Origin of the sequence: Sphingomonas sp. CFBP 8765 (genome assembly GCF_014841445.1) — a bacterium.
GTDB lineage: Bacteria > Pseudomonadota > Alphaproteobacteria > Sphingomonadales > Sphingomonadaceae > Sphingomonas > Sphingomonas aerolata.
In genome coordinates, this window is sequence record NZ_JACYTY010000001.1 from 276,044 (window position 1) to 298,741 (window position 22,698).

Here is a 22,698-nt window from a genome sequence, read left to right on the forward strand (position 1 = left end):
GGAGATCATTGCGGGGGCGCGATCGTGATGGCGAGCGGCAGCGTGTCCTTGCCGCGTTCGACGGTGATGGGCACGTTGCCGCCCTGCGCGAAATCGGCGGCGATGCGGTCGAGATCACCCGGCCCGGTGACGGGACGCCCGCCGATCGAGGTGACGATGTCGCCGTCGCGCAGCCCCGCCTGGCGGAAGGCGTTGCCCGAGCCCTGCGACCGGACCGTCAGCCCGCTGACGCGGCCGCCGTCGATCCGCGGGATGAAACCGATCTCGCTGCGCAACTGGCCGATCGCGATGCCCGCGCCGCCCGGCGGTGGCGCCGCACCCGGCACTGCGCCGGTCGGGGATACCGGCGCGACCGCGTCGGACTGGTCGAGGAACAGGTCCTCGTCGACGCCGCCGCGATCGATCGTGACATGGTCGAACGCGACCGCCTTCAGCCGTACGCCGGGCTGGATCTCTTCGCCGACGACGATGCTGGTCTGGACATTGTCCGCACCCGCGATGATCGCCGAGCTCCGCCCCGTCGCATCGTCGATCCGCGTCCCGAACAGCGTCAGCTGCAACGCGGTGACCGTCGCGGGTCCGGCGCCGGCGGGCGCGCCCAGCCGGAAGAACGGATCGAAGCTGCGCAGGATGTCGCCATTCGCCCCCGCGGGTGCGATCGCTGCCGGGCGCCACGCGCCGAGCGGCGTCACCGGCGGCACCGCTACCCAGATCAGCCGCGCGCATTGCACCGCCAGCCCCGCCATCAGCGCGAGCTCGGCGGCGGAATATACCGTGATCACGGGCAGCCGCCGCAGGATACGGCGCGCCCGTGCGTCGATCGTCAATCGCATGAGCGAACCCCCTCCCGACGCGGTGCCGCCGCCATTGGCGCCCCCAATGGCGCTAGGCATGCCATGTTACAGTTACGCGTCAATCTGGCGATAGATTTATGGCGCGCTGGCGCAAGCACGGATTGCCCGGCAAAACAGCATCATGGTCACCCCCTCCACCGACACGCCGCCCGCCCCCTCTCCGGTCTCGCTCGGCAGCGGCCTGCCCGCCGAGCCGGTCGTCGCGCGGCTGACCGCAGCCCCCGGCGTCCAGCGCGTGCCGAGCCCCAAGCTGACGCTGTTCCTCAACCGCGGCTTCCTGCCGCCCGCGCTGTGCGCCGCGCTGCTCGAGCGGATCGACGCCGTCCGCCGCCCGTCGACGATTTCCGATTCGAACGGCGATGCGAGCTACCGGACGAGCGAGACGGGCGACCTCGACCCCGCCGATCCGGTGGTGATCGATGTCGAGGCGCGGATCGCCGCGCTGACCGGGCTCGATGGCATCTATGGCGAACCGCTCCAGGGGCAGCGTTATGCGGTGGGGCAGGAGTTCAAGGGCCATACCGATTATTTCGAGCCGACCGGTGTCGACTATGACCGCTATTGCAGCGTTGCGGGCAATCGTACCTGGACCGTGATGGTCTATCTCAACCAGCCAGAGGCGGGCGGCGCGACGCGGTTCAAGGCGATCGACAAGATCGTCCAGCCCGAGACGGGCAAGCTGCTCGCCTGGAACAACCGCCGGCCCGACGGAACGCCCAACCCCGCGACGCTCCACCACGGCATGAAGGTCCGCAGCGGCGTCAAATACGTCATCACGAAATGGTACCGCGAGCGCCCCTGGGGGTAGCTACCCCTACCCCGGTATCCCGGGCTCGACCCGGGATGCGGAGCCACGCAACGTGCCGCCCGTGACCCTGGGTCCCGGCGTTCGCCGGGATGACGGAGGCGGTGTACGCCACGCTACCCCAACATCGTCATCCCGGGCTCGACCCGGGACCCAGAGCCACGCAGCGCGCCGCCTGTGACCCTGGGTCCCGGCGTCCGCCGGGATGACGGGGCGGTGCTAGCCCCCCCGGCCCAGCCCCGCCGCCACCCAGCTTCAGAACGTCGTGCTCAGCCCCAGCGTGAACACCCGGCCGAGATTGTAGCGGTTGATGAACACCTGCGCGCCATTGTCGAAGGTCTGGCCTTCCTGGAACCGCGTGCCGGTCAGGTTGCGCGCTTCGGCCTTGAGTTCCCATTTGCCACCGACGAGTTCGAAGCCCTGCCGTGCGACCAGGTCGAGGCGGATGCCGGGCTTTTCGATGATGTCGGGCTGGAAGCCGACGCCGCTGAGGTTCGACGGGCCGCGGTTGGTCACGCGATTGCTTGCATAGTTGAACAGCAGAGTGATTGCCGACAGCGACGCCGTATCCTCGAGCCCGACCTGGACGTTGACCAGATGATCCGACTGGCCGGTCAGCGACGCGCCGTCGCGGAACTGGAGCGAGGCCGGACCGAAGCCCGCCTGGCACCCGCCGAGCGTCTGGTTGAGCACGTTCGGGACGCAGCTATTGTCCGCGGTGATCGACGACTTCGAATAGGTGTAGTTGGCAATGAACAGCGCGCGGCGCGTCGCGAAGAAGTCCGAGTTGAGGAAATCGAGGTCGAAATATTTCTGGAGTTCGACCTCCGCGCCATAGAGCGTCGCCTCGGGCAGGTTGGTGAAGCCGGTCTGCAGCCGGTCGTCCGCGCCGGTGTAGAAGCCGACCTGCTCGACCGGGTTCTTGATCTCCTTGTAGAAGCCGCCGAGCGTGAAGCGCTGGTCGCGCGCGAAGAACCACTCGTAGCGGCCCTCGAGATTGTAGAGCTCCGAGTCCTTCAGCAGCGGGTTACCGAAGAACAGCCGATCCGATTCGGGATCGCGGAACTGCTGCGGCGCGAGCTCGCGGAACTGCGGGCGAGAGATCGTCTTCGACGCGCTCGCACGCAGCTGCATGTTGTTCGCGAAGTTGTAGGTGAGCGTCGCGGCGGGCAGGAAATAATCGTTCTTCAGCCGCGTCGTCGTCGTGCCGATCGGCGTCACCTGCTCCTCGGCGGTCTCGTAGCGGACGCCGATCGTCGCGCGGACGCCGTCGGTCGCCTCGGCCTCGGCCTGGACATAGCCCGCATGGATGCGCAGCGACGCGTCATAGGCATAGGCGCCGAGCGGCGTGCTGAACTGCAGCTGGATCTGGTTCGCGTTGAGCGAATCGATCCCGAGCAGATAGTCGGGACGCAGCAGGTTGTAGGGATAGCCCGGCGCGGTGCCGCCGCCCGCGGCGGTCTGATAGTTGAACTGGAGGCGCGTCGAATTGCGCTTCGTGTCCGAATAGAAATAGCCGGTCGACAGCGTCATCGGCCGCTCGGTGTCGAGCTTGTACGACAGGTCGCCCTGCCCGGTGTACAGATCCTCGTTCAGTTCACTGAAGATGATCGAGGCGAACGGCGTGAAGCGCTGGGTCACCTGATAGGCGCCGTTGCACTGCGCGCCGTCCGAGCCGTTGGGCGCCTCGACGCTGATCGGCAGGCCGGTCGTGGTGGTTGCCGAGCACAGATAGTCGAACTGCCGCTCGTACGGCGCGTTGCGCTTCGAATTGGCATAGGCGCCGCGCGCGTCGAATTTCAGCGCGTCGGTCAGCTTGAATTCGCCGACCAGCTGGCTCTCGAACAGCTGGCGTTCGAACCAGTTGGTGTTCTGCTGGAAACGCAGCCCGCTCGAATTGTTGTAGACGGTCGCCGACGATCCGCGCGCCTGCTTCAGCGTGTCGTGGATATAGACGGTGGTCGAGCGGATCGTGTTCGGGCCGAATTCGTACCCCAGCCCGATCAGCGCGTTGGTGACGATCCGGTTGTCGGTCAGCAGCGTCTGGAAATCATTGCGCAGCGTGCCGTCGGTCGACACCGAATCCTGCTGAGTCGACGAACGCGTGCGGAACGTGTTGCTCGCGCTCAGCGATGCAATGATGCCCAGCCGGTCGGAGCCGAAGTCGAACACCGATCCGCCGCTCAGCTCGCCCGACCAGTTGGCCGGCAGCTGGTTGTTGCGCTGGAGCAGCGTCGTGTTCGCATTGGTCAGCTGCGCGACCTGGTCGGTCGGGATGATCCCGGTGCCGCCGGGCGCGTTCTTGATGAAGGCGGGCACCTTGCGCGCGCCGTCGTCGAAGCCGATCCAGTCCGCATCGCCGCCATAATAGGTATAGCCGAGCTCGCTGGTCGTCACGGTGTCGGCGGAGATCGACCCGCCGATGCTCAGGAAGTTCTTCTCGGGGATCGCCTTGGTCGTGAGGTTGATCACGCCGCCACCGAATTCGCCGGGATAGTTCACCGAATAGGTCTTCTGGACCAGCGCCGAGCCGACGATCGCGGTCGGGAAGATGTCGAGCGGAACCGAACGCCGGAGCGGCTCGGGGCTCGGCAAGGGCGAACCGTTGAGCAGCGACGACGAATAGCGATCGCCGAGACCGCGGACATAGACGAAGCCGCCGCCGACGACGCTGAGGCCGGTGACGCGCGTCAGTGCGCCGGCGATGTCGCCTTCGCCCGTCCGCGCAATGTCCGCGCTCGACAGCACCGAGACGATCTGTGCGGTGGCGCGCACGGTGTTCGGGATGTTGCGCCCGACAACGACGATGTCCTCGCCCGCCGCGGCGTCATAGCCGGGGCTCGAAACCTCGACGCCGGCTTCGGGGGCGGCCTGCGGTGTGGCCTGCTGTGTGGTCTGCTCTTGGGCCGTCGTGCCCGGCGTCGCGGCATTGGTCTGGTCCGCCTCGGCCTGCGGCGTTGCGGCGGGCCGCGGCGGTGCGGCCGGCGCGGGCGCGGTCTGCGCGAGCGCGGCGGGCGCGACCAGCGTCGAGGTGAGGAGGAGCAGTGTTCCGTAGGCGCGGCGCTTGGACATGGCCTGTAATCCCGATTCGTAAAGTCATAGGCGAATGCCGGGACGGTCCCCCAAGGACCGCCCCGGCATCACGGCGCATTCAATTGGCGCCCGCCTCAGCGGCCCTGGCAGGCGAAGTAGACCGAGCTGAACGACGGCGGTCCGACGTCCTGCAGCGCGGCATCCGCCGGCCGGACCGTCGTGCGGCCGCCCGTCGTCTGTTCGCCCGCGATCATGTTGACGCAGGCGACGTTGGCCGGGGTCTTCACCACGCCGTTGACGAAGGTCATGTCCGCACCGCCACGCAGGCGGATCGCGGCCGGGGCCAGCGCCGTCTGGATGAAGGTGAAGTTGGCGTAGCGGCCGAACGTGCGCGGCAGCAGGTCCTCGGCATTGTTCGAATCGATCTCGGTCGAGAAGGAGTCGGCGGTCGCACCGAGCGTGCGCTGGGCGGCGATCATGAACTGGATGAAGCCGCGATAGCCATTGTCGATATCGAAGCCGTCATCGTCCGCGCCGGTGATCGCGATATACTTCAGGTTGCTCGTGCCACCGAAGATCTCGATGCCGTCATCCGCCGAATTGTGGCTCTGGATGTGGTTGAGCGTGGTGCCCGAGCCGGTACCGCCGAGCGTCAGGCCCTGGAGCTCGTTGCCGTCGCTGATCGCGATGCCGCTGTAGCGGATCTGGACGTACTGCATCGTGCCGCTGCTGTCGGCGGCCGTCGGGCCACCATAGAAGCGCCCGGTGACACCCTCGATCGCCTGCTGGCAGGTCGTGCTGCTGCCGGCGGCATTGTTCGGGCCGGTGCCGGTGGCGCAGACCGCGACCGGTGCGCGGCCGAGCATGACGATCCCGCCCCACTGGCCCTGCGTCGCGTCGCTGACGCCGTTCGACGCCAGGTTCTGCTGCGAGGTGAAGACGATCGGCGCGGTGGCGGTGCCGACCGCGTTGATCTTCGACCCGCGGTTGACGATCAGCAGGTCGTTGGTCGTCTCGCTCGAATCCGCGGCGATCACGACGCCGGCCTCGATGTTGAGGATCGCGCCATTGTCCGCGCCGGTCGTGCCGACATCGGTGCCGATCTCGGTCTGGCCGCGCAGGCGGTAGAAGACGCCGGCGATCTTCGGCAGCGTCAGCGTGCCGCTGATCACGGTCGGCAGACGGCAGGCGCGGAACGTCGCGACCAGGCCGTCATCGGTCGTGCCGGTCGGGCAGACGCTCGTCGCGGTGACCGCGCCGACCGAAGGCACCGCGGTGCAGCGTGCGCCCGAGCCGCCGAATTCGGCCGAGGTCGAGTTGCAGGTCCAGCCCTGGAACGCGGTGTCGGTCGGGCCGTTGAGCGCGCCGACGAAGTTCGTGCTGGTGAAGAAGCTGTTGAGCGTCGACGGATCCATCGGCGTGGTGAGCGACGTCGCCGAGGTCGGATACAGGCCGTTCAGGCCGGTGCTGACGCCGCTGACATTGTTGTTCGTGCCGGCGTTGACGACCGCGAGCTGCTCGTCAGGCGTGATCGTGATGGTGTTGACCGTGGTCGGGGCGGCGAACTGTGCCGCGGTGATCGCGCTGGGCGTCGGCGTCGGCGTGGGGGTCGGCGTCGGGGTCGGCGTTGCCGGCGGGATCACGATGGTGCCCGCACCCGGCGACGCGACGCTGTCCGCGCCTCCGCATGCCGACAGCGCCGCACAGGCGGTGCTCGTCAGCAGGATAAGGCCGATGCGCTTGAAGCTGGTCATTCACGGAACTCCCGGTCGATCATTGATTGCGTGGATCGACTCGGGTCCCCCTGCCGATCTCTCAACGGCGGTTAGGCGGCGTAGATGACAGCGAGATGCGGTTTCGATGACGGCTGAGTGACGGCGGTGTTTCAGCAATGTGACACCAGGGCCGCGAGGTACGCGCCGAGCCGGGGCGGGACGACGACGGACGGTATCGCGGGGGCCCGGGGTGCATCACCCCGCTTTCGCTGCGCGGCACAATGATTTAAGGGGCACGGACGCTAGCAAGGCCCTTATCCGGGCAATCCCGCGGATTTCACCGCGATTACAGGAATTTTCGACGAGTATGGCCTCTTTCAAGGACCCCGGTTTTCAGGAACGTACCGCCTCTGCGAACGACGCGAAGCTGAAGGCGCTCGAGAAACTGCGCGCCAAGCCTGCGATCGATCCGGCGGTCGCCGCCGAGCGCGCCGCCGCCCGCGCCGCCAAGGAGGAGGCCGAGCGCGCCAAGCGCCAGGCCAAGCGCGACGCCGAAGAGGAGGCCAAGGCCGCCAAGAAGGCCGCCGCTGCCGAAGCTGCAGCCCGTGCGCTCGAGGCAGAAGCCAAGTCGCAAATGTCCGACGCCGACAAGAAGGCGCTCCGCGACGCCAAATATGCGGCGCGCAAAGCCAAGAAGAAGTGAGGAAACGGCCGGGGATTTCCCCGGCCTTTTTCATTTGTGCTGGCGAGATTTTCGGCCGCTGCCTCGCCACACCGTGATCCTGACGAACCTCAGGACCCAGAGCCACACGCGCCACCGCCCGCAACTCTGGATCCTGGATCAAGTCCAGGATGACGACGGCGGGTGACGTTTGCCCCACACATATCGTCATCCTGACGAAAGTCAGGATCCAGAGCCACGAACGCCGACGCGCGTGACCCTGGGTCCGGGATGACGGACGGGGGAGAAGCCCCCCGCCCCTCAGGCTGCGAGTGCGTCCTGCTCTTCGGGCGCGAGCCGGATCATGTAGTCGAACGCCGCCAGTGCCGCCTTCGAGCCTTCGCCCATCGCGATCACGATCTGCTTGAACGGCACGGTCGTCACGTCGCCGCCCGCGAACACGCCGGGGATCGACGTCTCGCCGCGGTGATCGACCTCGATCTCGCCGCGCATCGTCAGCGCGACCGTGTCGGTCAGCCATTCGGTGTTGGGCACCAGTCCGATCTGCACGAAGATCCCCTCGAGCTCGACCTGATGCAGCGTATCGTGGTTGCGATCCTTGTAGCTGAGCCCCGTCACCTGCTTGCCGTCGCCGAGCACCTCGGTGGTCATCGCCGAGGTGACGACCTTGACGTTGGGCAGGCTGGCGAGCTTGCGCTGGAGCACCGCGTCGGCGCGCAGATCGCTGTCGAATTCGATCAGCGTGACATGCGCGACGAGGCCCGCCAGGTCGATTGCCGCCTCGACGCCGCTATTGCCGCCGCCGATAACCGCGACGCGCTTGCCCTTGAACAGCGGGCCGTCACAATGCGGGCAATAGGTCACGCCCTTGTTGCGATACGCTTCCTCGCCCGGCACGTTCATCTGGCGCCAGCGCGCACCGGTCGACAGGATCACGGTCCGCGCCTTCAGCGACGCGCCGCTCGCGAGCTGCACCTCGTGCAGACCACCGACCTGAGTCGCGGGGATCAGCTTGCTCGCGGTCTGCAGGTTCATCACGTCGACGCCATATTCGGCGACATGCTGCTCCATGTGCGCGACGAGCTTGGGCCCCTCGGTATGCGCGACCGAGATGAAGTTCTCGATCGACATGGTGTCGAGCACCTGACCGCCGAAGCGCTCGGCCGCTATTCCGGTGCGGATGCCCTTGCGCGCGGCATAGATCGCCGCTGCCGCGCCGGCGGGGCCGCCACCGACGACGAGCACGTCGAACGGATCCTTGCCCGCGATCTTCTCGGCCGCGCGCGCGGTGCTGCCCGTGTCGAGCTTCGCGACGACCTGCTCGACGCTCATCCGGCCTTGCGCGAACGGCTCGCCGTTGAGGAAGATCGCCGGCACCGACAGGATGTTGCGGTTCGTGACCTCGTCCTGGAACACGCCGCCCTCGATCGCGACATGGCTGATCCGCGGGTTGATCACGCTCATCAGGTTCAGCGCCTGCACCACCTCGGGGCAGTTCTGGCAGCTGAGCGAGAAATAGGTCTCGAACGCGAAATCGCCGTCGAGCCCGCGGACCTGCTCGATCACTTCCTGCGTCAGCTTCGACGGATGCCCGCCGACCTGCAGCAGTGCGAGCACCAGCGAAGTGAACTCATGCCCCATCGGGATGCCGGCGAAGCGCACGCCGATATCGGTCCCGGCGCGGCGGATCATGAAGGACGGGCGGCGCTTGTCGTCATCCTTGCGGACCATCGTCACCGAATCGGACAGTGCCGCGATCTCGGTCAGCAGGCCCTCGAGCTCGCGCGACTTGGCGCCGTCGTCGAGCGAGGCGACGAGTTCGATCGGCTGGACGATGTTCGCCAGATAGGTCTTGAGCTGCGCAGTAAGGTTCACATCGAGCACGGACGCTCTCCTGTCTGGTGAAAGGGACGCGCGGCGGGCTGCCGTCGCGAAAATCGTCACCCCGGACCGGGTCCGGAGTCCACCGTGCCGCACGACATCAGGGCGTCATGCGGCAGGGTGGCTGCCAGACCGAAGTCCGGCAGGCCGGGGAAGGAGCGAACCCCTCCCCCTTTGGTGACGAAGCCGGGCGACCGGCTCCGTCAGTGGCTCAGATCTTGCCGACGAGATCGAGCGACGGGGCGAGCGTGGTCTCACCCTCTTCCCACTTGGCGGGGCAGACCTCGCCGGGGTGCGCTGCGATATACTGTGCGGCCTTGACCTTGCGCAGCAGCTCCATCGCGTTGCGGCCGACGCCTTCCGAGGTGATCTCCATCAGCTGGATCACACCCTGCGGATCGACGACGAAGGTGCCGCGATCGGCCAGGCCCTGGCCTTCGCGCATCACGTCGAAGTTGCGCGTGATGGTGCCCGACGGATCGCCCAGCATCGTGTAATCGATCTTGCCGATCGCCGGCGACGTGTCGTGCCAGGCCTTGTGCGAGAAATGGGTGTCGGTCGACACGCTGTAGACCTCGACGCCCATCTTCTGGAACGCGGCATAATTGTCGGCCAGATCCTCGAGCTCGGTCGGGCAGACGAACGTGAAATCGGCCGGGTAGAAGAAGAAGACCGCCCACTTGCCCGTGACGTCGGCGTCCGACACCTCGATGAACTTGCCCTGGCGATAGGCCTGGGTGGTGAACGGCTTCAGCTGGGTGCCGATGATCGACATGGGGTAGCTCCTTAGAATTGTGCGACGCATCATATATGGGATGCTGCGGCGCAGCGTGAAATGCAGAATGCCGATCTAGTACATTCACGCAGTCGATCACAGAAGCGCCAAAGATCGACTAAGGCACTGAAAGAACCCCGAAAACAGAAACGCCGGCCCGCTCGCAATGGAGAGGACCGGCGTAAATCTGGTGGGCGCGACAGGGATTGAACCTGTGACCCCACCCGTGTGAAGGGTGTGCTCTACCGCTGAGCTACGCGCCCGAAACTGGTTCGGAAGCGGGCCTTTAAGCGCGGTATGCCGCGCTGTCCAGCCCTGTCGGTCATGATCGGTCGATCAGTTGACCGAATCCTTCAGCCCCTTGCCCGCCTTGAACTTGGGCTGGGTCGACGCCTTGATCGTCATCGGCTCGCCGGTGCGCGGGTTGCGTCCCGTCGAAGCCTTGCGCTTCGAGACCGAGAAGGTGCCGAACCCGACCAGCCGGACTTCCTCGCCCTTTTTCAGCGCGGCCGAAATCGCGTCGAAAACGGCTTCGACGGCCTTGACCGCATCGCCCTTGACCAGCCCCGACGTGTCCGCGACCGTCGCGATCAGTTCCTGCTTGTTCATACAGTTAATCCCCCAAACAAATACCGAATCGGCAGCGATGGAATCGCGGCGCCAATTTCCAGGCAGTAACGCGGCGGTATCGTCTGCTGTCAAACGAAACCGCCGCGCGACGCTCTAACCGCGCGGTTCGGTAACGGCCATCGTGACGCGGCGAAATACCGCGCCGGATGCGCTCAGTGGTGAAGACCACCCCCGACCGGCGGGATCGGCGCGGGCGGCAAGGCCGCCAGTTCGTCCGCATCGGTCCACTCGATCGCCTCGAGCGGTTCGGTCAGGGCAAGCCGCAACACCTCGTCGACATGGGCAACGGGGATGATCTTCAGCCCCTCCTTGATGTTCGCCGGAATGTCCGCGAGGTCCTTCTCGTTTTCTTGCGGGATCAGCACGGTGGTGATGCCGCCACGCAGTGCCGCGAGCAGCTTCTCCTTCAGCCCGCCGATCGGCAGCACGCGGCCGCGCAGCGTCACCTCGCCGGTCATCGCCACCTCGCGCCGGACCGGCACGCCCGTCATCGTCGAGACGATCGACGTGACGATCCCGACACCCGCCGACGGCCCGTCCTTGGGCGTCGCGCCTTCGGGCAGATGGATGTGGATGTCCTTGCGGTTGAACAGCGACGGCTTGATGCCATAGCTCGGCGCACGCGCCTTGACGTAGCTGAACGCGGTCTCGATCGACTCCTTCATCACGTCGCCGAGCGTCCCCGTCAGCTTCGCCGCGCCCTTGCCCGACACGGTGACGCTCTCGATCGTCAGCAATTCGCCGCCGACCTCGGTCCAGGCGAGCCCGGTGACCGCGCCGATCTGGTTCTCGGTCTCGGACAGGCCGTGGCGATATTTCTGCACGCCCGCGAACTCGGCGATGTTGTCGGGCGTGATCGTCACGCTCGTCGCCTTGCCCTCGAGGATCCGGCGCAGCGCCTTGCGCGCGAGCTTGGCGATCTCGCGCTCGAGCGTCCGCACGCCCGCCTCGCGGGTGTACTGCTGAATCAGCGTGCGCAGCCCCTCCTGCGTCAGGACGAACTCGCCGTCCTTGAGGCCGTGCGCTTCGATCTGCTTCGCGATCAGGTGCCGCTCGGCAATCTCGACCTTCTCATCCTCGGTATAGCCCTCGAGGCGGATGATCTCCATCCGGTCGAGCAGCGCCTGGGGGAGGTTGAGCGTGTTCGCGGTCGTCACGAACATCACGTCCGACAGATCGAGGTCGATCTCGAGATAATGATCCTGGAACTTGCCGTTCTGCTCGGGGTCGAGCACCTCGAGCAGCGCCGACGCGGGATCACCGCGGAAATCCTGGCCGAGCTTGTCGATCTCGTCGAGCAGGAACAGCGGGTTCGACGCCCCCGCCTTCTTCAGGTTGGTGACGATCTTGCCCGGCAGCGAGCCGATATAGGTGCGGCGATGACCGCGAATCTCGGCCTCGTCGCGCACGCCGCCCAGGGACTGGCGGATGAACTCGCGACCCGTCGCCTTTGCGATCGACTTGCCGAGCGAGGTCTTGCCGACGCCCGGAGGGCCGACGAGGCACAGGATCGGCCCCTTCAGCTTGTTGGTGCGCGCCTGCACCGCGAGATATTCGATGATCCGGTCCTTGACCTTCTCGAGCGCATAATGATCCTCGTCGAGCACCGCCTGGGCCGCCGAGATGTCCTTCTTGATCTTCGACTTCTTGCCCCAGGGGAGCCCCAGCAGCACGTCGAGATAGTTGCGCACGACGGTCGCCTCGGCGCTCATCGGCGCCATCGTCTTCAGCTTCTTGAGCTCGGCGGTCGCCTTGGAGCGCGCTTCCTTGCTCATCTTGAGCGTCGCGATCTTCTGAGTCAGCTCGGCGATCTCGTCGCCTTCGCCCTCGTCACCCTCGTTACCGAGCTCGCGCTGGATCGCCTTCAACTGCTCGTTGAGGTAATATTCGCGCTGCGTCTTTTCCATCTGGCGCTTGACGCGGCTCTTGATCTTCTTCTCGACCTGCAAGACGCCGAGCTCGCCCTCCATCGCCGCAAACGCCATTTCGAGGCGCTTGGCGGGGTCGGTCTGCATCAGCATCGCCTGCTTGTCGGCGACCTTGATCTGGATGTTGGCGACTACGGCATCGGACAGCCGGGCGGCCTCAGTGATCTCGGACAGCTGGGTCGCGGTCTCGGCGGGCAGCTTGCGGTTGAGCTTGGCGTAATTCTCGAACTGGTCGACGACCGAGCGCATCAACGCCGCGATCTCGGGCCCCTCGACCTCGGTGTCGGCCACCGTCGCGACTTCGGCGGTGAGGAAGTCACCGCTCTCGTCGAGCGTCTCGAGCGTCGCGCGGACCTTGCCCTCGACCAGCACGCGTACCGTGCCGTCGGGCAGTTTCAGCAGCTGGAGGACGGTCGCGGTCACGCCCATCGTATAGAGATCGTCGCGCGCGGGATCATCCTCGGCCGGGTCGAGCTGCGCGACCAGGAAGATCTCCTTTTCTGCCGCCATCGCCGCCTCGAGCGCCGCGACCGATTTCTCGCGGCCGACGAACAGCGGAACGATCATGTGCGGAAACACGACGATGTCGCGCAACGGAAGAACGGGATAGTGGGTCATGCAAGCTCCGGTACCGGACCGAACAAGGTCGGCGTCAGCTCATTATATGGTGAGGATGGCGGATCCATCAATCGCCGGGCTACGTAATCGCCGAAGCGCCCCCACACGCGGTCCGGGACTCCGTCACACCGTGCCGTCCTATCACGGGTGCGCCTATCGCTCTTGTATCGATCCGACCGCCGCGCAACAACGCGCCGCATGATCCCGCGCCTCCTCCTCGCCGCCAGCTGCACCGCGCTGCTCGCCATTCCCCCGGCCTCCGCGCAGCTGCCGCGCAAGGGGGAACCCGCTATCACCGCGCAGACGCAGCGTTCGGGGGGTGTGCTCACCCCCGAACAGACCGCGCTGCAGTTCGACCATGCCGACCTCGCCTTTGAGGTGCTGCCCGATGCGCAGCGGCTGAACGGCGTGGCAACGCTCCAATTTACCGCGCGCGCGGCCGTGGCGCGGCTGCCGATTGATCTCGACCGCAACCTGCCGGTGAGCGCCATCGCGATTGACGGCGTCGCACTACCCGCCTCCGCCTGGACCAATCCGGAGGGGCGGCTGACGATCACGCTGCCCCGGCCGGTGCCGGCGGGCGGGAAGGTGACCGCGACGATCACCTATGGGGGCACGCCGCATGTCGCGGTAAAGGCGCCGTGGGACGACGGCATGGTCTGGTCGAAGACCCCCGACGGGCGCACCTGGTTCGCGACCACGGCGGAGGGCTATGGCTGCGACCTGTTCTGGCCGTGCCTCGATTTTCCGACCGGCGAGCCTGCGCTGGTCGATCTCCACATCACCGTGCCCAAGGGGATGAAGGCGCCGTCGAACGGCGTGCTGGTCGGCGTCGACACGTTCGCCGACGGCCGCACCACCTGGAACTGGCGCGCCAAGCACCCCAACACCTACGGCATCGCGCTCAACGTCGGGCCGTATGAGGAGGTCCGCGGCACCTATAAGAGCCGCTTCGGCAACAGCATTCCGATGTTCTACTGGTATCTGCCCGGCGAGAAGCCGCAGGCGGAGAAGCTGTTTGCAGAATTCGCCCCGACACTCGACTTTTTCGAGAGCATGATCGGCCCCTACCCGTTCGGCGACGAGAAGCTGGGCGTCGTCGAGACCCCGCACAAGGGCATGGAGCACCAGACGATCAATGCGTACGGCAACGACTATGCCAAGGCGCCGGAGGGGTTCGACTGGCTGTTCCAGCATGAATTCGCGCATGAATGGTTCGGCAACCAGCTGACCGCGGCCAACTGGGACGATTACTGGCTGCACGAGGGCTATGGCACCTATATGCAGCCGCTCTACGGCCAGTGGCGCGAGGGGCGCGCGCGCTATGCGACGATGCTGCAGGGTGAGCGCGGGGCGATCATGAACCGCATGCCGATGACCCAGCAGCGGATCACCACCGAGGAGGAGGTGTACGAGCTCGACAAGGGCGGCGCCGGGCAGGACATCTACAACAAGGGGTCGTGGATGCTGCACACGCTGCGCAACCTGATCGGCGACACCGCCTTTTTCGACGTGACGCGCCGCGCGGTCTATGGCCGCCCCGATCCGAAGCCCGGCAACTTCACCCCCCGCTTCGGCTCGACCAAGGAGTATGAGGCGATCGTCCGCCGCGTCACCGGCAAGGATTATGGCTGGTTCTTCGACGTGTACCTTCGCCAGGCGGCGCTGCCCGAGCTGATCGAGACACGTACCGGCACCACGCTGACGCTGGCGTGGAAGGTGCCGGGCAATGGCCGCTTCCCGCTACCGGTCGAGGTGCAGGTCGACGGCAAGACGCGGACGCTGCCGATGACCACGGGCACCGCGACGCTCGCCGTGCCGAAGGGCGCGCATGTCGTGATCGACCCCGATGCGCTGGTCCTGCGGCGGAGCATCGCGCTCGAGGAGGTTGCCGCGTGGAAATCCGCACAGGCAGCGAAGGCGAAACCGCAATGACCGACGCATCCCCGGTCCCTCGCGAAAGCGGGGGCCCAGCAGCCGCGACCGTCGCCGCGCCCGACCCTGGGCTCCTGCGTGCGCAGGTGAACCCGTGGCCCGCCCGCGCCGCGGAGATGGCGGCGATCTTCATGGTCGGCGACGGACTGCTCGGGCTGCTCCAGCCGCGGCGCCACGTCGATCTGTGGAAGGACGACGCGCTCGGCACCGAGGCGCTGGTCCAGCCGTTCGTCGACCGGCCGGGCCGCCGCCGTCTCTATGCCGTTGTCCAGATCGCCGCCGGCCTCGCGCTCGCCGCCCGGCAACGCGCGCGCTGACGCGGCCGGCGACGAAGCTGGCCCGCAGTCTCAGGGGAGCGTGAAGCTGGTCGTCGTGATCCGGTGGAGCGTCGTCACCGGCCCGCGCGGCAGGCTGTGCTCGGTCATATCCTTGGCAGCGGCGGACAGGAGGTAGCGGCCCTTCTCGACGAGCGGCGGTGTGATCGCACCCGCGGCGTCGGTGACCAGTTCGGCCGAGACGCGCGTCGGCGAGATCAGCGTGACCTTCGCGCCCGCGACCGGCTTCCCCTCGCGCGTCAGGACGAAGCGCGCCCCGTTCGCGGTCGCGGGTGCGATCTCGAACGGTAATTTGGTGCGCGGATCGGCACGACCGGCGCGCGCATAATAGATGATGCCCTCGCGCTTCCCCGGATCGCCCCAAGGCGCGAACACGTCGTCGTCCCAGACATGCACGTCGCCCGCGGGCAGCTGCGCCTCGAGGAACCCGGCCTTGCGAACCAGCGCAGTCGCGGCCGGCGCGACGATTCGCGGCGTCTTCAGATTGGCGAATTCGGGATCGCCGCCCGCGGGCAGCGGTTCGGCGGGCTCGCCGAGATAGATGCGCGCGGGTCCTGCCCCGTCGCGCTCGACCCAGATTTCATGCGCATCCGCCGCGCCTGCTGCCATCAGCGCGAGCATCGCCGCGCCCATCCATGCCGTCTTCACATCCGCTCTCCCGCTTATTGGGTCAAAACCCGCTGAGGTTATGCTAATGCAAGTCACTCGCGGATACCACCCCAGCCGTCATTTTGAAGAACGTCAGGATGACGGAGTGGGTAACGGATAAGCGCCCCTAGGGCACGACCGTCGTGAACAGATAGGCGGCGAAGATCACGAGGTGGAGGACGCCCTGCAGCACGGTCGTGCGTCCGGTGCCGAGCGACAGCGTCGCCACGAACAGCGACAGCGCGAGCAGCGTCATCCCCTTGGCGTCGATCCCCAGTGCAAGCGGCAGGTCGAGCACGAGCGAGACGATCGCGACGCTCGGGATCGTCAGCCCGATCGTCGCCAGCGCAGAGCCCAATGCAAGATTGAGGCTGGTCTGCAACCGGTTGCGCCGCGCCGCCTTGTACGCGGCGAGGCTCTCGGGTGCGAGCACCAGCGCGGCGATCACCACCCCGACGACGGCGAGCGGCAGGCCTGCGCCGAGCACGGCGGCCTCGATCGTCGGCGACAGCGTCTTGGCAAGCAGGACGACCGACACCAGTGCGGCGAGCAGCATGCCGAACGCGATCCCCGTCGCGCGCTGCGATGGCGGCGCGGCATGTGCGTGCGTCTCGAGGTCCTCGGCGGAGGGCAGGAAATAGTCGCGGTGACGGACCGTCTGGACCAGCACGAACGTACCGTAGAGCACCAGCGAGACGATCGCGACGAACACCAGCTGCGACGGCGCATAGGTCGGCCCGGTCGTCGACGAGGTGTAGTTGGGCAGGATCAGCGAGAGAACCGACATCGCCGCCAGCACGCCCAGCGCGGCGCTCATCCCCTTCAACGTGAAACGCTGTTCGTGATGCCGCACCGCGCCCGCGAGTAGGCAGAGCCCGATGATAAAGTTGAGGATGATCATGATCGCGGCGAACACCGTGTCGCGCGCGAGCGCCGCGGCGTCGCCGGCATCCGACAGCATCAGCGACACGATCAGCGACACTTCGATCACCGTCACCGCGATCGCCAGCACGAGCGTGCCGAACGGTTCGCCGACCTTGTGCGCGATGACCTCGGCATGATGGACCGCGGCAAGGACGCTGGCGATCAGTACCACGATCGCCGCCGCCGTCCCGATCGACCCCATCTTGGCGAGGCCGAAGAGCACCGCGACGAGCCCCAGGCCGGGTGCGATCAGCGTCCAGACCGGCAATGCCAGCCGGTCCGGCATCGTCTCCACCACCGTTACCTTCGGTTGTTCAGCCACCTCGATCGTCATGCGGTCTCCCTCGTTGCACTAAGACAACGAATGCCCGACGCCCCGATAAGGGTCCGTCCCGCTGACGATCCACCGCCCACGCGGCCGCGAACGCACGCCCCGTCATCCTCACGTTTGTCAGGATGACGGACAATGAAGCGCCTTCCCGGAACAAAAAAAAGGGCGCCGATCGCTCGACGCCCCTTCCTCACCGGTATCGCCGCGGATCAGGCCGCGTCGCCGGCCTTCTTCTTCTCGGCATAGACGCGGATCGGTTCCTTGCGGCCCTCGATCACGTCCTTGTCGATCATCACCTCGTCGACGCCGTCCATGCCGGGCAGGTCGAACATCGTGTCGAGCAGGATGCTCTCGAGGATCGAGCGAAGCCCGCGTGCACCGGTCTTGCGCTCGATGCCCTTCTTGGCGACCGAGACGAGCGCGTCGTCGGTAAAGCCGAGCGCGACGTCCTCCATCTCGAACAGCTTCTGGTACTGCTTGACCAGCGCGTTCTTCGGCTCCTTCAGGATCTTCACCAGCGCGTCGACGTCGAGATCCTCGAGCGTTGCGATTACCGGCAGACGACCGACGAACTCGGGGATGAGCCCAAACTTGAGCAGATCCTCTGGCTCGACCGACTTCAGCGTCTCGCCGGTCTTGCGCTCGTCCGGTCCGGCGACATAGGCGCCGAAGCCGATCGACTTGCCCTGAAGGCGATCGCCGATGATCTTTTCGAGACCCGAAAATGCACCGCCGCAGATGAACAGGATGTTGGTTGTGTCCACCTGCAGGAATTCCTGCTGCGGATGCTTGCGACCGCCCTGCGGAGGAACGCTCGCCGTCGTGCCTTCCATAAGCTTGAGCAGCGCCTGCTGAACGCCCTCGCCCGACACATCGCGCGTGATCGAGGGGTTCTCCGCCTTGCGGCTGATCTTGTCGATCTCGTCGATATAGACGATCCCGCGCTGCGCCCGCTCGACATTGTAGTCGGAGGCCTGGAGCAGCTTGAGGATGATGTTCTCGACGTCCTCGCCGACATAGCCGGCCTCGGTCAGCGTCGTCGCGTCGGCCATCGTGAACGGCACGTCGAGGATGCGGGCGAGCGTCTGCGCGAGCAGCGTCTTGCCGCAACCCGTCGGCCCGACGAGCAGGATGTTCGACTTTGACAGCTCGACATCGGCACCCTTGGCGCCGTGGTTGAGCCGCTTGTAGTGATTGTGCACCGCCACCGACAGGACGCGCTTGGCGCGCTTCTGGCCGATCACATAATCGTCGAGGACGTCGCAGATCTCCTGCGGAGTCGGCACGCCGCCGTCCTTCTTGGACACCAAAGCCGACTTCGTTTCCTCACGGATGATGTCGTTGCATAGTTCGACGCACTCGTCGCAGATGAAGACCGTCGGCCCGGCGATCAGCTTGCGCACCTCGTGCTGCGACTTGCCGCAGAACGAGCAATAGAGGGTGCTCTTCGAGTCGCCACCGCTCAACTTCGTCATTCAATCACCTCTCGCGCATGTCGGTGCGCGTGCCGTTTCCGGGGCGGTCATCGTAACGCACCCCGGATATCCTACAATCAAATAAACCCGCCAGGCTTACGATTCGCCTTATGCAGGCTTCGCCGCGTCGTCCGCGGGGGCGGGACGCTTGTCGAAAACCTCGTCGACCAGACCGAAATCCTTCGCCTCGTTCGCTTCGAGGAAGGTGTCGCGGTCCATGCGACGCTCGATCTCCTCGATCGGCTGACCGGTATACTGCGAATAGAGCTCGTTCATCCGCTTGCGGATGCGCAGGATCTCGCGCGCCTGGATCTCGATGTCGCTCGCCATGCCCTGTGCACCGCCCGATGGCTGATGGATCATGATACGCGCGTTGGTCATCGCGACGCGCATGCCGGGTTCACCGCTCGCGAGCAGGAAGCTGCCCATCGAGGCGGCCTGGCCGATGCACACCGTGCCGACGCGCGGACGGATATACCGCATCGTGTCATGGATCGCCATGCCCGCCGTGACGACACCGCCCGGCGAGTTGATGTACATGAAGATGTCCTTCTTCGGGTTCTCGGACTCGAGGAAGAGGAGCTGAGCGGTGATCAGCGAGGCCATGCCGTCCTCGACGCCGCCCGTCACGAAGATGATGCGCTCGCGGAGCAGGCGCGAGAAGATGTCGAACGAGCGCTCACCGCGGTTCGACTGCTCAATAACGATGGGAACAAGGCCTGCTTGCGTCTGCTGCAGGCCGAGCCCGGCGCTGGCCAACGGGCTCGCGAAATCGCCGGTCTCGAACGGATTGTGCATGGAAATCTCTCTTATGCCCCAGTGAACCGCCAACATCGGCGCTCGCACGGGGGAGTTCAAGCCCTGCTACCCGTCAGGAGAACCACCTACCCCCCGTCCCTCGGGGAGAGGGAGTCAGACGCCAGGCGCGGGGTAGGCCAGGTAGGCCAGCCGCCGAACCTCGCGGCGTCCGCGGACGACCGTGTCGAGGATCAGCCCCGTAAAGACGTTCAGCGCGGCAAAGATCCCGAGCCCGGTGATCAGGATCGCGGTCGGGAAGCGCGGCACCTGATGGATTTCGAGATAGGTCAGCACCAGCGGGATGCCGAGCAACAGCGCGAGCAGCGCGAACGCCCCGCCGATCGCGCCGAAGAACCACAAGGGCCGCTCGATCCGGTACAGCGTCATGATCGTCCGCAGGATCCGCCAGCCGTCGGCATAGGTGCTCAGCTTCGATTCGGACCCCTCGGGCCGCGCGAAATAGGGCGTCTCGACCTCGCCGATCGGCATCTTGAGTTCGAGCGCGTGGACGCTGATCTCGGTTTCGATCTCGAACCCCGCCGACAGCGACGGGAAGCTCTTCACGAACCGCCGCGAGAAGACGCGGTAGCCCGACAGGATATCGGTGAAGCTGCGCCCGAACAGCCGCGCGAGCATGCCGGTGAGCAGCGCGTTGCCGAACCGGTGCCCGCGGCGATAGCTTTCCTGGACCTGGCTGATCCGCGATCCGACGATCATGTCGAGCTGCTCGTCGAGCACGCGCGCGACCAAAGCCGGCGCGGACGCCGCGTCATAGGTCGCGTCACCGTCCGCCATCACATAGATATCGGCATCGATGTCCGCGAACATCCGCCGGACGACCGCGCCCTTGCCCTGGATCCGTTCGGTCCGGACGACGGCACCGGCTGCACGGGCGACCGCGACCGTCCGGTCGGCGCTGTTGTTGTCGTAGACGTAGATCGTCGCGCCGGGCAGCGCGGCGCGGAACCCCGCTACCGTCTGCGCGATCGCGGCCTCTTCGTTGTAGCAGGGCAGCAGGACGGCAATTCTCGGTTCGGTCATGCCCTGCCCTGTACAGTCGAAGACGGCGTAACGATCAACGCGTCTTCCAATCAACGCAAATCCCCGGCGGCGGCAGGGGCCCAGTTGGGGAAGGTCCATAACGAAGCTTTGCGCGCCGTCACAGCAACCTTTCCAACTGGACCCCGGCCTCCGCCGGGGAAGTGGCCCGAAAACGGGGGGAGTGCCTCAGCGAAGAGGCACTCCGATCGGCTTACGCCTCGGTCTTGGTCGCAGCCTTCTTGGCGCGCGGCTTCTTGGCCGGCGCGTCGGCAGCTTCGGTGCCCTCGGCATTTTCAGCCGCGACCGGCGACGATTCCGTTACCGCCGTCTCAGCCTCGACCGGAGCCGCCTTCTTCTTGGCGGGAGCCTTCTTGGCAGGCTTGGCCTCGTCCGCGGCGTCCGAAGCGGGCGCCTCGTCGGTCACCGCTGCGTCGTCGGCAGGTGCTGCCTTCTTCTTGGCGGCAGCCTTCTTCTTCGGCTTGTGGTTGTCATGGTCATGCACGTGCGTGCCGCTGGCGAAACCGTCCTCGCTCTCGATCGCAGCTTCCAGCTCCTCGCGGGTGGCTTCGCGGTCGGTGATCTCGGCCTTCTCGAACAGGAAGTCGACGACCTTGTCCTCGTACAGCGGGGCGCGCAGCTGGGCAGCGGCCATCGGCTCGGACTGGACATACTGCATGAACTGCTGGCGCTGCTCGGCGGGATACTGCTGGGCCGCCTGGGCGAGCAGACGCTGCATTTCCTGGTTGGACACCTCGACGCCGTTCGCCTGGCCGATCTCGGACAGGAGCAGGCCGAGGCGCACGCGACGCTCGGCGATCTTGCGGTAATCGTCGCGCTCGCCTTCCATCTCGGCCATCGCGGCCTCGGGATCGGCTTCGTGCGTGGCTTCGTGCTGGAGCTGCGACCAGATCTGGTTGAACTCGGCTTCCACCATCGACGGCGGAACCTCGAAGTCATGACCCTCGGCGAGCTGGTCGAGCAGCTTGCGCTTCATGTGCGTGCGCGTGAGCCCGTTATGCTCCTGCTCGATCTGACCCTTGAGCAGGCCCGAAAGCTGCTCGAGGCTCTCGAGACCCAGCGACTTGGCAAGATCCTCGTCGATCTTGCTCTCGCCCGCAGTCTTGACCGACTTGACGGTGATGTCGAACGTGGCCGGCTGACCCGCGAGCGACTTCTCCTGATACTCCTCGGGGAAGGTCACGTTCAGGACCTTCTCCTCGCCGGTCTTCACTCCGACGAGCTGATCCTCGAAGCCGGGGATCAGACGTCCTGCACCGAGCTCGACGCCCATGTCGGTGCCGGTGCCGCCGTCGAACGCGACGCCATCGGCGGTCTTGCCGACGAAATCGACGGTGACGAGATCGCCCATCGCCGCGGCATAATCGTCAGCGGCGTCGTCCCACTTCTTCTGCTGGTCGGCGAACTTCTGGAGCTGCTCGGTGACCGCCTCGTCGGCGACGGGCACGGTCAGGCGCTCGAGCTTCAGGCCGTCGATCGCGGGTGCGGGGACCTGCGGCAGGACCTCCATCTCGACCTTGACGACCGCGTCCTTGCCGAGGTCATAGCCGTCTTCCAGCTCGACCGAGGGCTGCATCGCGGGACGCAGCTGCTTTTCGGCGACAAGGCTCTGCACGCCTTCCTGGATCGCGGCGTTCAGCGCGTCCTGCGTCAGCGCGGGGCCGTGCATCTTGCGGATGAGGTTTGCCGGCACCTTGCCCGGACGGAAGCCCGGCATCTTCATCTGCGGCGCGAGGCGCTTCAGCTCGACATCGACCTTCGAATCGATATCCTTCGCAGTGATGGTGAGGGTGTAGGCGCGCTTGAGGCCCTCGTTCAACGTCTCGACAGTCTGCATGTCCGGCCTTTGTCTAAAAGAGCATTCGGGAAAAATTCATCTGGCGGTCGCCCCGCCAGTGCGGCGGAGTGGTGCGGGCGAAGGGACTCGAACCCCCACATCTTGCGATGGCAGGACCTAAACCTGCTGCGTCTACCAGTTCCGCCACGCCCGCACAGGACATCGCCGTAGCGGGCGCGTCTATACCAACGTTGTATCCCGGGGCAAGCACGCAAGGTAAGTCGGTGAGCAACTCGATACGATCGTGCGCGTTGATGCGGAAGAAGGAGAGAGCATCATGGCTACCCAACCCCCTGCAGAATTCCCGACGCCCTCGTCGCCTGCCGAGCCGACGACGCCGCCGCCCGAGTTCAATCCGCCCGCGCCGGACATCGACGTTCCCGATCCGGGCGCGCCCTCGACCGATCCCGCCCCCATCCAGCCAGAGTTCTGATC

Annotated in this window: 18 protein-coding genes and 2 tRNA genes; 5 read left to right on the plus strand and 15 right to left on the minus strand. The window is 66.2% G+C overall.

Annotated elements, in window-relative coordinates:
- Positions 1–5 precede the first annotated feature (5 nt).
- Positions 6–833 (minus strand): type II secretion system protein N, encoded by an 828-nt coding sequence (locus IFT87_RS01330; RefSeq protein ID WP_192007247.1) that lies wholly within the window; start codon positions 831–833, stop codon positions 6–8.
- A 142-nt stretch (positions 834–975) separates the two neighbouring features.
- Here IFT87_RS01330 and IFT87_RS01335 point away from each other — a divergent pair, with 142 nt between their 5' ends.
- Positions 976–1,662: a prolyl hydroxylase family protein gene (locus IFT87_RS01335; RefSeq protein ID WP_107046004.1), complete on the plus strand. Its 687-nt coding sequence runs from the start codon at positions 976–978 to the stop codon at positions 1,660–1,662.
- 252 nt (positions 1,663–1,914) lie between these two features.
- Here the strand turns inward: IFT87_RS01335 and IFT87_RS01340 are convergent, their stop codons facing one another.
- Together IFT87_RS01340 and IFT87_RS01345 are read right to left on the minus strand one after the other, a co-directional pair.
- On the minus strand, positions 1,915–4,731 hold the full coding sequence (locus IFT87_RS01340; protein ID WP_056680319.1) for a TonB-dependent receptor domain-containing protein: 2,817 nt from the start codon (positions 4,729–4,731) through the stop codon (positions 1,915–1,917).
- A gap of 95 nt (positions 4,732–4,826) precedes the next feature.
- Positions 4,827–6,446 carry a hypothetical protein gene (locus IFT87_RS01345; protein ID WP_037529946.1) on the minus strand — a complete coding sequence of 540 codons (1,620 nt, stop codon included), beginning with the start codon at positions 6,444–6,446 and terminating at the stop codon, positions 4,827–4,829.
- Between the two features lie 328 nt (positions 6,447–6,774).
- Between IFT87_RS01345 and IFT87_RS01350 the strand changes: the two genes are divergently transcribed.
- The gene (locus IFT87_RS01350; RefSeq protein WP_031396424.1) at positions 6,775–7,110 is read left to right on the plus strand and encodes a DUF6481 family protein; all 336 of its coding nucleotides are present in this window, start codon (positions 6,775–6,777) and stop codon (positions 7,108–7,110) included.
- 279 nt (positions 7,111–7,389) lie between these two features.
- Here the strand turns inward: IFT87_RS01350 and ahpF are convergent, their stop codons facing one another.
- From ahpF to lon, 5 genes are all read right to left on the minus strand, one after another.
- The gene (gene ahpF / locus IFT87_RS01355; protein WP_107932362.1) at positions 7,390–8,973 is read right to left on the minus strand and encodes an alkyl hydroperoxide reductase subunit F; all 1,584 of its coding nucleotides are present in this window, start codon (positions 8,971–8,973) and stop codon (positions 7,390–7,392) included.
- A 208-nt stretch (positions 8,974–9,181) separates the two neighbouring features.
- Positions 9,182–9,745, minus strand: coding sequence for an alkyl hydroperoxide reductase subunit C (gene ahpC / locus IFT87_RS01360; protein ID WP_031396422.1), 564 nt, complete (start codon positions 9,743–9,745; stop codon positions 9,182–9,184).
- A 188-nt stretch (positions 9,746–9,933) separates the two neighbouring features.
- Positions 9,934–10,008: transfer RNA gene (locus IFT87_RS01365), tRNA-Val, on the minus strand.
- A gap of 73 nt (positions 10,009–10,081) precedes the next feature.
- The gene (locus IFT87_RS01370; protein ID WP_031438963.1) at positions 10,082–10,354 is read right to left on the minus strand and encodes an HU family DNA-binding protein; all 273 of its coding nucleotides are present in this window, start codon (positions 10,352–10,354) and stop codon (positions 10,082–10,084) included.
- Positions 10,355–10,527: 173 nt separating this feature from the next.
- On the minus strand, positions 10,528–12,921 hold the full coding sequence (lon, locus tag IFT87_RS01375; protein WP_037529948.1) for an endopeptidase La: 2,394 nt from the start codon (positions 12,919–12,921) through the stop codon (positions 10,528–10,530).
- 198 nt (positions 12,922–13,119) lie between these two features.
- Here lon and IFT87_RS01380 point away from each other — a divergent pair, with 198 nt between their 5' ends.
- On the plus strand, positions 13,120–14,856 hold the full coding sequence (locus IFT87_RS01380) for a M1 family metallopeptidase (RefSeq protein ID WP_192007248.1): 1,737 nt from the start codon (positions 13,120–13,122) through the stop codon (positions 14,854–14,856).
- Positions 14,853–15,173: a hypothetical protein gene (locus tag IFT87_RS20250; protein WP_249403153.1), complete on the plus strand. Its 321-nt coding sequence runs from the start codon at positions 14,853–14,855 to the stop codon at positions 15,171–15,173. Before IFT87_RS01380 ends, IFT87_RS20250 begins: the two co-directional genes overlap by 4 nt.
- 30 nt (positions 15,174–15,203) lie before the next feature.
- Here the strand turns inward: IFT87_RS20250 and IFT87_RS01390 are convergent, their stop codons facing one another.
- The 7 genes from IFT87_RS01390 to IFT87_RS01420 form a co-directional block, all read right to left on the minus strand.
- A complete protein-coding gene (locus IFT87_RS01390; protein WP_306286327.1) occupies positions 15,204–15,839 on the minus strand; it encodes a DUF4198 domain-containing protein in 636 nt (211 codons plus the stop codon).
- Positions 15,840–15,966: 127 nt separating this feature from the next.
- Complete coding sequence (locus IFT87_RS01395; protein ID WP_197975092.1) at positions 15,967–17,097, minus strand: calcium:proton antiporter; 1,131 nt, start codon at positions 17,095–17,097, stop codon at positions 15,967–15,969.
- Between the two features lie 206 nt (positions 17,098–17,303).
- A complete protein-coding gene (clpX, locus tag IFT87_RS01400; protein ID WP_031396414.1) occupies positions 17,304–18,569 on the minus strand; it encodes an ATP-dependent Clp protease ATP-binding subunit ClpX in 1,266 nt (421 codons plus the stop codon).
- A gap of 108 nt (positions 18,570–18,677) precedes the next feature.
- Complete coding sequence (locus IFT87_RS01405; protein WP_031396413.1) at positions 18,678–19,367, minus strand: ATP-dependent Clp protease proteolytic subunit; 690 nt, start codon at positions 19,365–19,367, stop codon at positions 18,678–18,680.
- Between the two features lie 114 nt (positions 19,368–19,481).
- Positions 19,482–20,408: a glycosyltransferase family 2 protein gene (locus IFT87_RS01410; protein WP_031438969.1), complete on the minus strand. Its 927-nt coding sequence runs from the start codon at positions 20,406–20,408 to the stop codon at positions 19,482–19,484.
- A 211-nt stretch (positions 20,409–20,619) separates the two neighbouring features.
- Positions 20,620–22,263, minus strand: a complete 1,644-nt coding sequence (gene tig, locus IFT87_RS01415) for a trigger factor (protein ID WP_031438970.1) — start codon at positions 22,261–22,263, stop codon at positions 20,620–20,622.
- Between the two features lie 69 nt (positions 22,264–22,332).
- Positions 22,333–22,417 (minus strand) — tRNA-Leu (locus tag IFT87_RS01420).
- A gap of 123 nt (positions 22,418–22,540) precedes the next feature.
- Between IFT87_RS01420 and IFT87_RS01425 the strand changes: the two genes are divergently transcribed.
- The gene (locus IFT87_RS01425; RefSeq protein ID WP_166747620.1) at positions 22,541–22,696 is read left to right on the plus strand and encodes a hypothetical protein; all 156 of its coding nucleotides are present in this window, start codon (positions 22,541–22,543) and stop codon (positions 22,694–22,696) included.
- Positions 22,697–22,698 lie beyond the last annotated feature (2 nt).

Excerpts from the sequence above, each read along its gene's own strand:
- tig (WP_031438970.1), bottom strand. The coding sequence starts at position 22,263 with ATGCAGACTGTCGAGACGTTGAACGAGGGCCTCAAGCGCGCCTACACC.
- ahpC (WP_031396422.1), bottom strand. The coding sequence starts at position 9,745 with ATGTCGATCATCGGCACCCAGCTGAAGCCGTTCACCACCCAGGCCTAT.
- clpX (WP_031396414.1), bottom strand. The coding sequence starts at position 18,569 with ATGACGAAGTTGAGCGGTGGCGACTCGAAGAGCACCCTCTATTGCTCG.
- IFT87_RS01405 (WP_031396413.1), bottom strand. The coding sequence starts at position 19,367 with ATGCACAATCCGTTCGAGACCGGCGATTTCGCGAGCCCGTTGGCCAGC.
- IFT87_RS01380 (WP_192007248.1), top strand. The coding sequence starts at position 13,120 with ATGATCCCGCGCCTCCTCCTCGCCGCCAGCTGCACCGCGCTGCTCGCC.
- IFT87_RS01395 (WP_197975092.1), bottom strand. The coding sequence starts at position 17,097 with ATGACGATCGAGGTGGCTGAACAACCGAAGGTAACGGTGGTGGAGACG.
- lon (WP_037529948.1), bottom strand. The coding sequence starts at position 12,921 with ATGACCCACTATCCCGTTCTTCCGTTGCGCGACATCGTCGTGTTTCCG.
- IFT87_RS01345 (WP_037529946.1), bottom strand. The coding sequence starts at position 6,446 with ATGACCAGCTTCAAGCGCATCGGCCTTATCCTGCTGACGAGCACCGCC.
- IFT87_RS20250 (WP_249403153.1), top strand. The coding sequence starts at position 14,853 with ATGACCGACGCATCCCCGGTCCCTCGCGAAAGCGGGGGCCCAGCAGCC.
- IFT87_RS01425 (WP_166747620.1), top strand. The coding sequence starts at position 22,541 with ATGGCTACCCAACCCCCTGCAGAATTCCCGACGCCCTCGTCGCCTGCC.
- IFT87_RS01340 (WP_056680319.1), bottom strand. The coding sequence starts at position 4,731 with ATGTCCAAGCGCCGCGCCTACGGAACACTGCTCCTCCTCACCTCGACG.
- IFT87_RS01350 (WP_031396424.1), top strand. The coding sequence starts at position 6,775 with ATGGCCTCTTTCAAGGACCCCGGTTTTCAGGAACGTACCGCCTCTGCG.
- IFT87_RS01410 (WP_031438969.1), bottom strand. The coding sequence starts at position 20,408 with ATGACCGAACCGAGAATTGCCGTCCTGCTGCCCTGCTACAACGAAGAG.
- IFT87_RS01370 (WP_031438963.1), bottom strand. The coding sequence starts at position 10,354 with ATGAACAAGCAGGAACTGATCGCGACGGTCGCGGACACGTCGGGGCTG.
- IFT87_RS01335 (WP_107046004.1), top strand. The coding sequence starts at position 976 with ATGGTCACCCCCTCCACCGACACGCCGCCCGCCCCCTCTCCGGTCTCG.
- IFT87_RS01330 (WP_192007247.1), bottom strand. The coding sequence starts at position 833 with ATGCGATTGACGATCGACGCACGGGCGCGCCGTATCCTGCGGCGGCTG.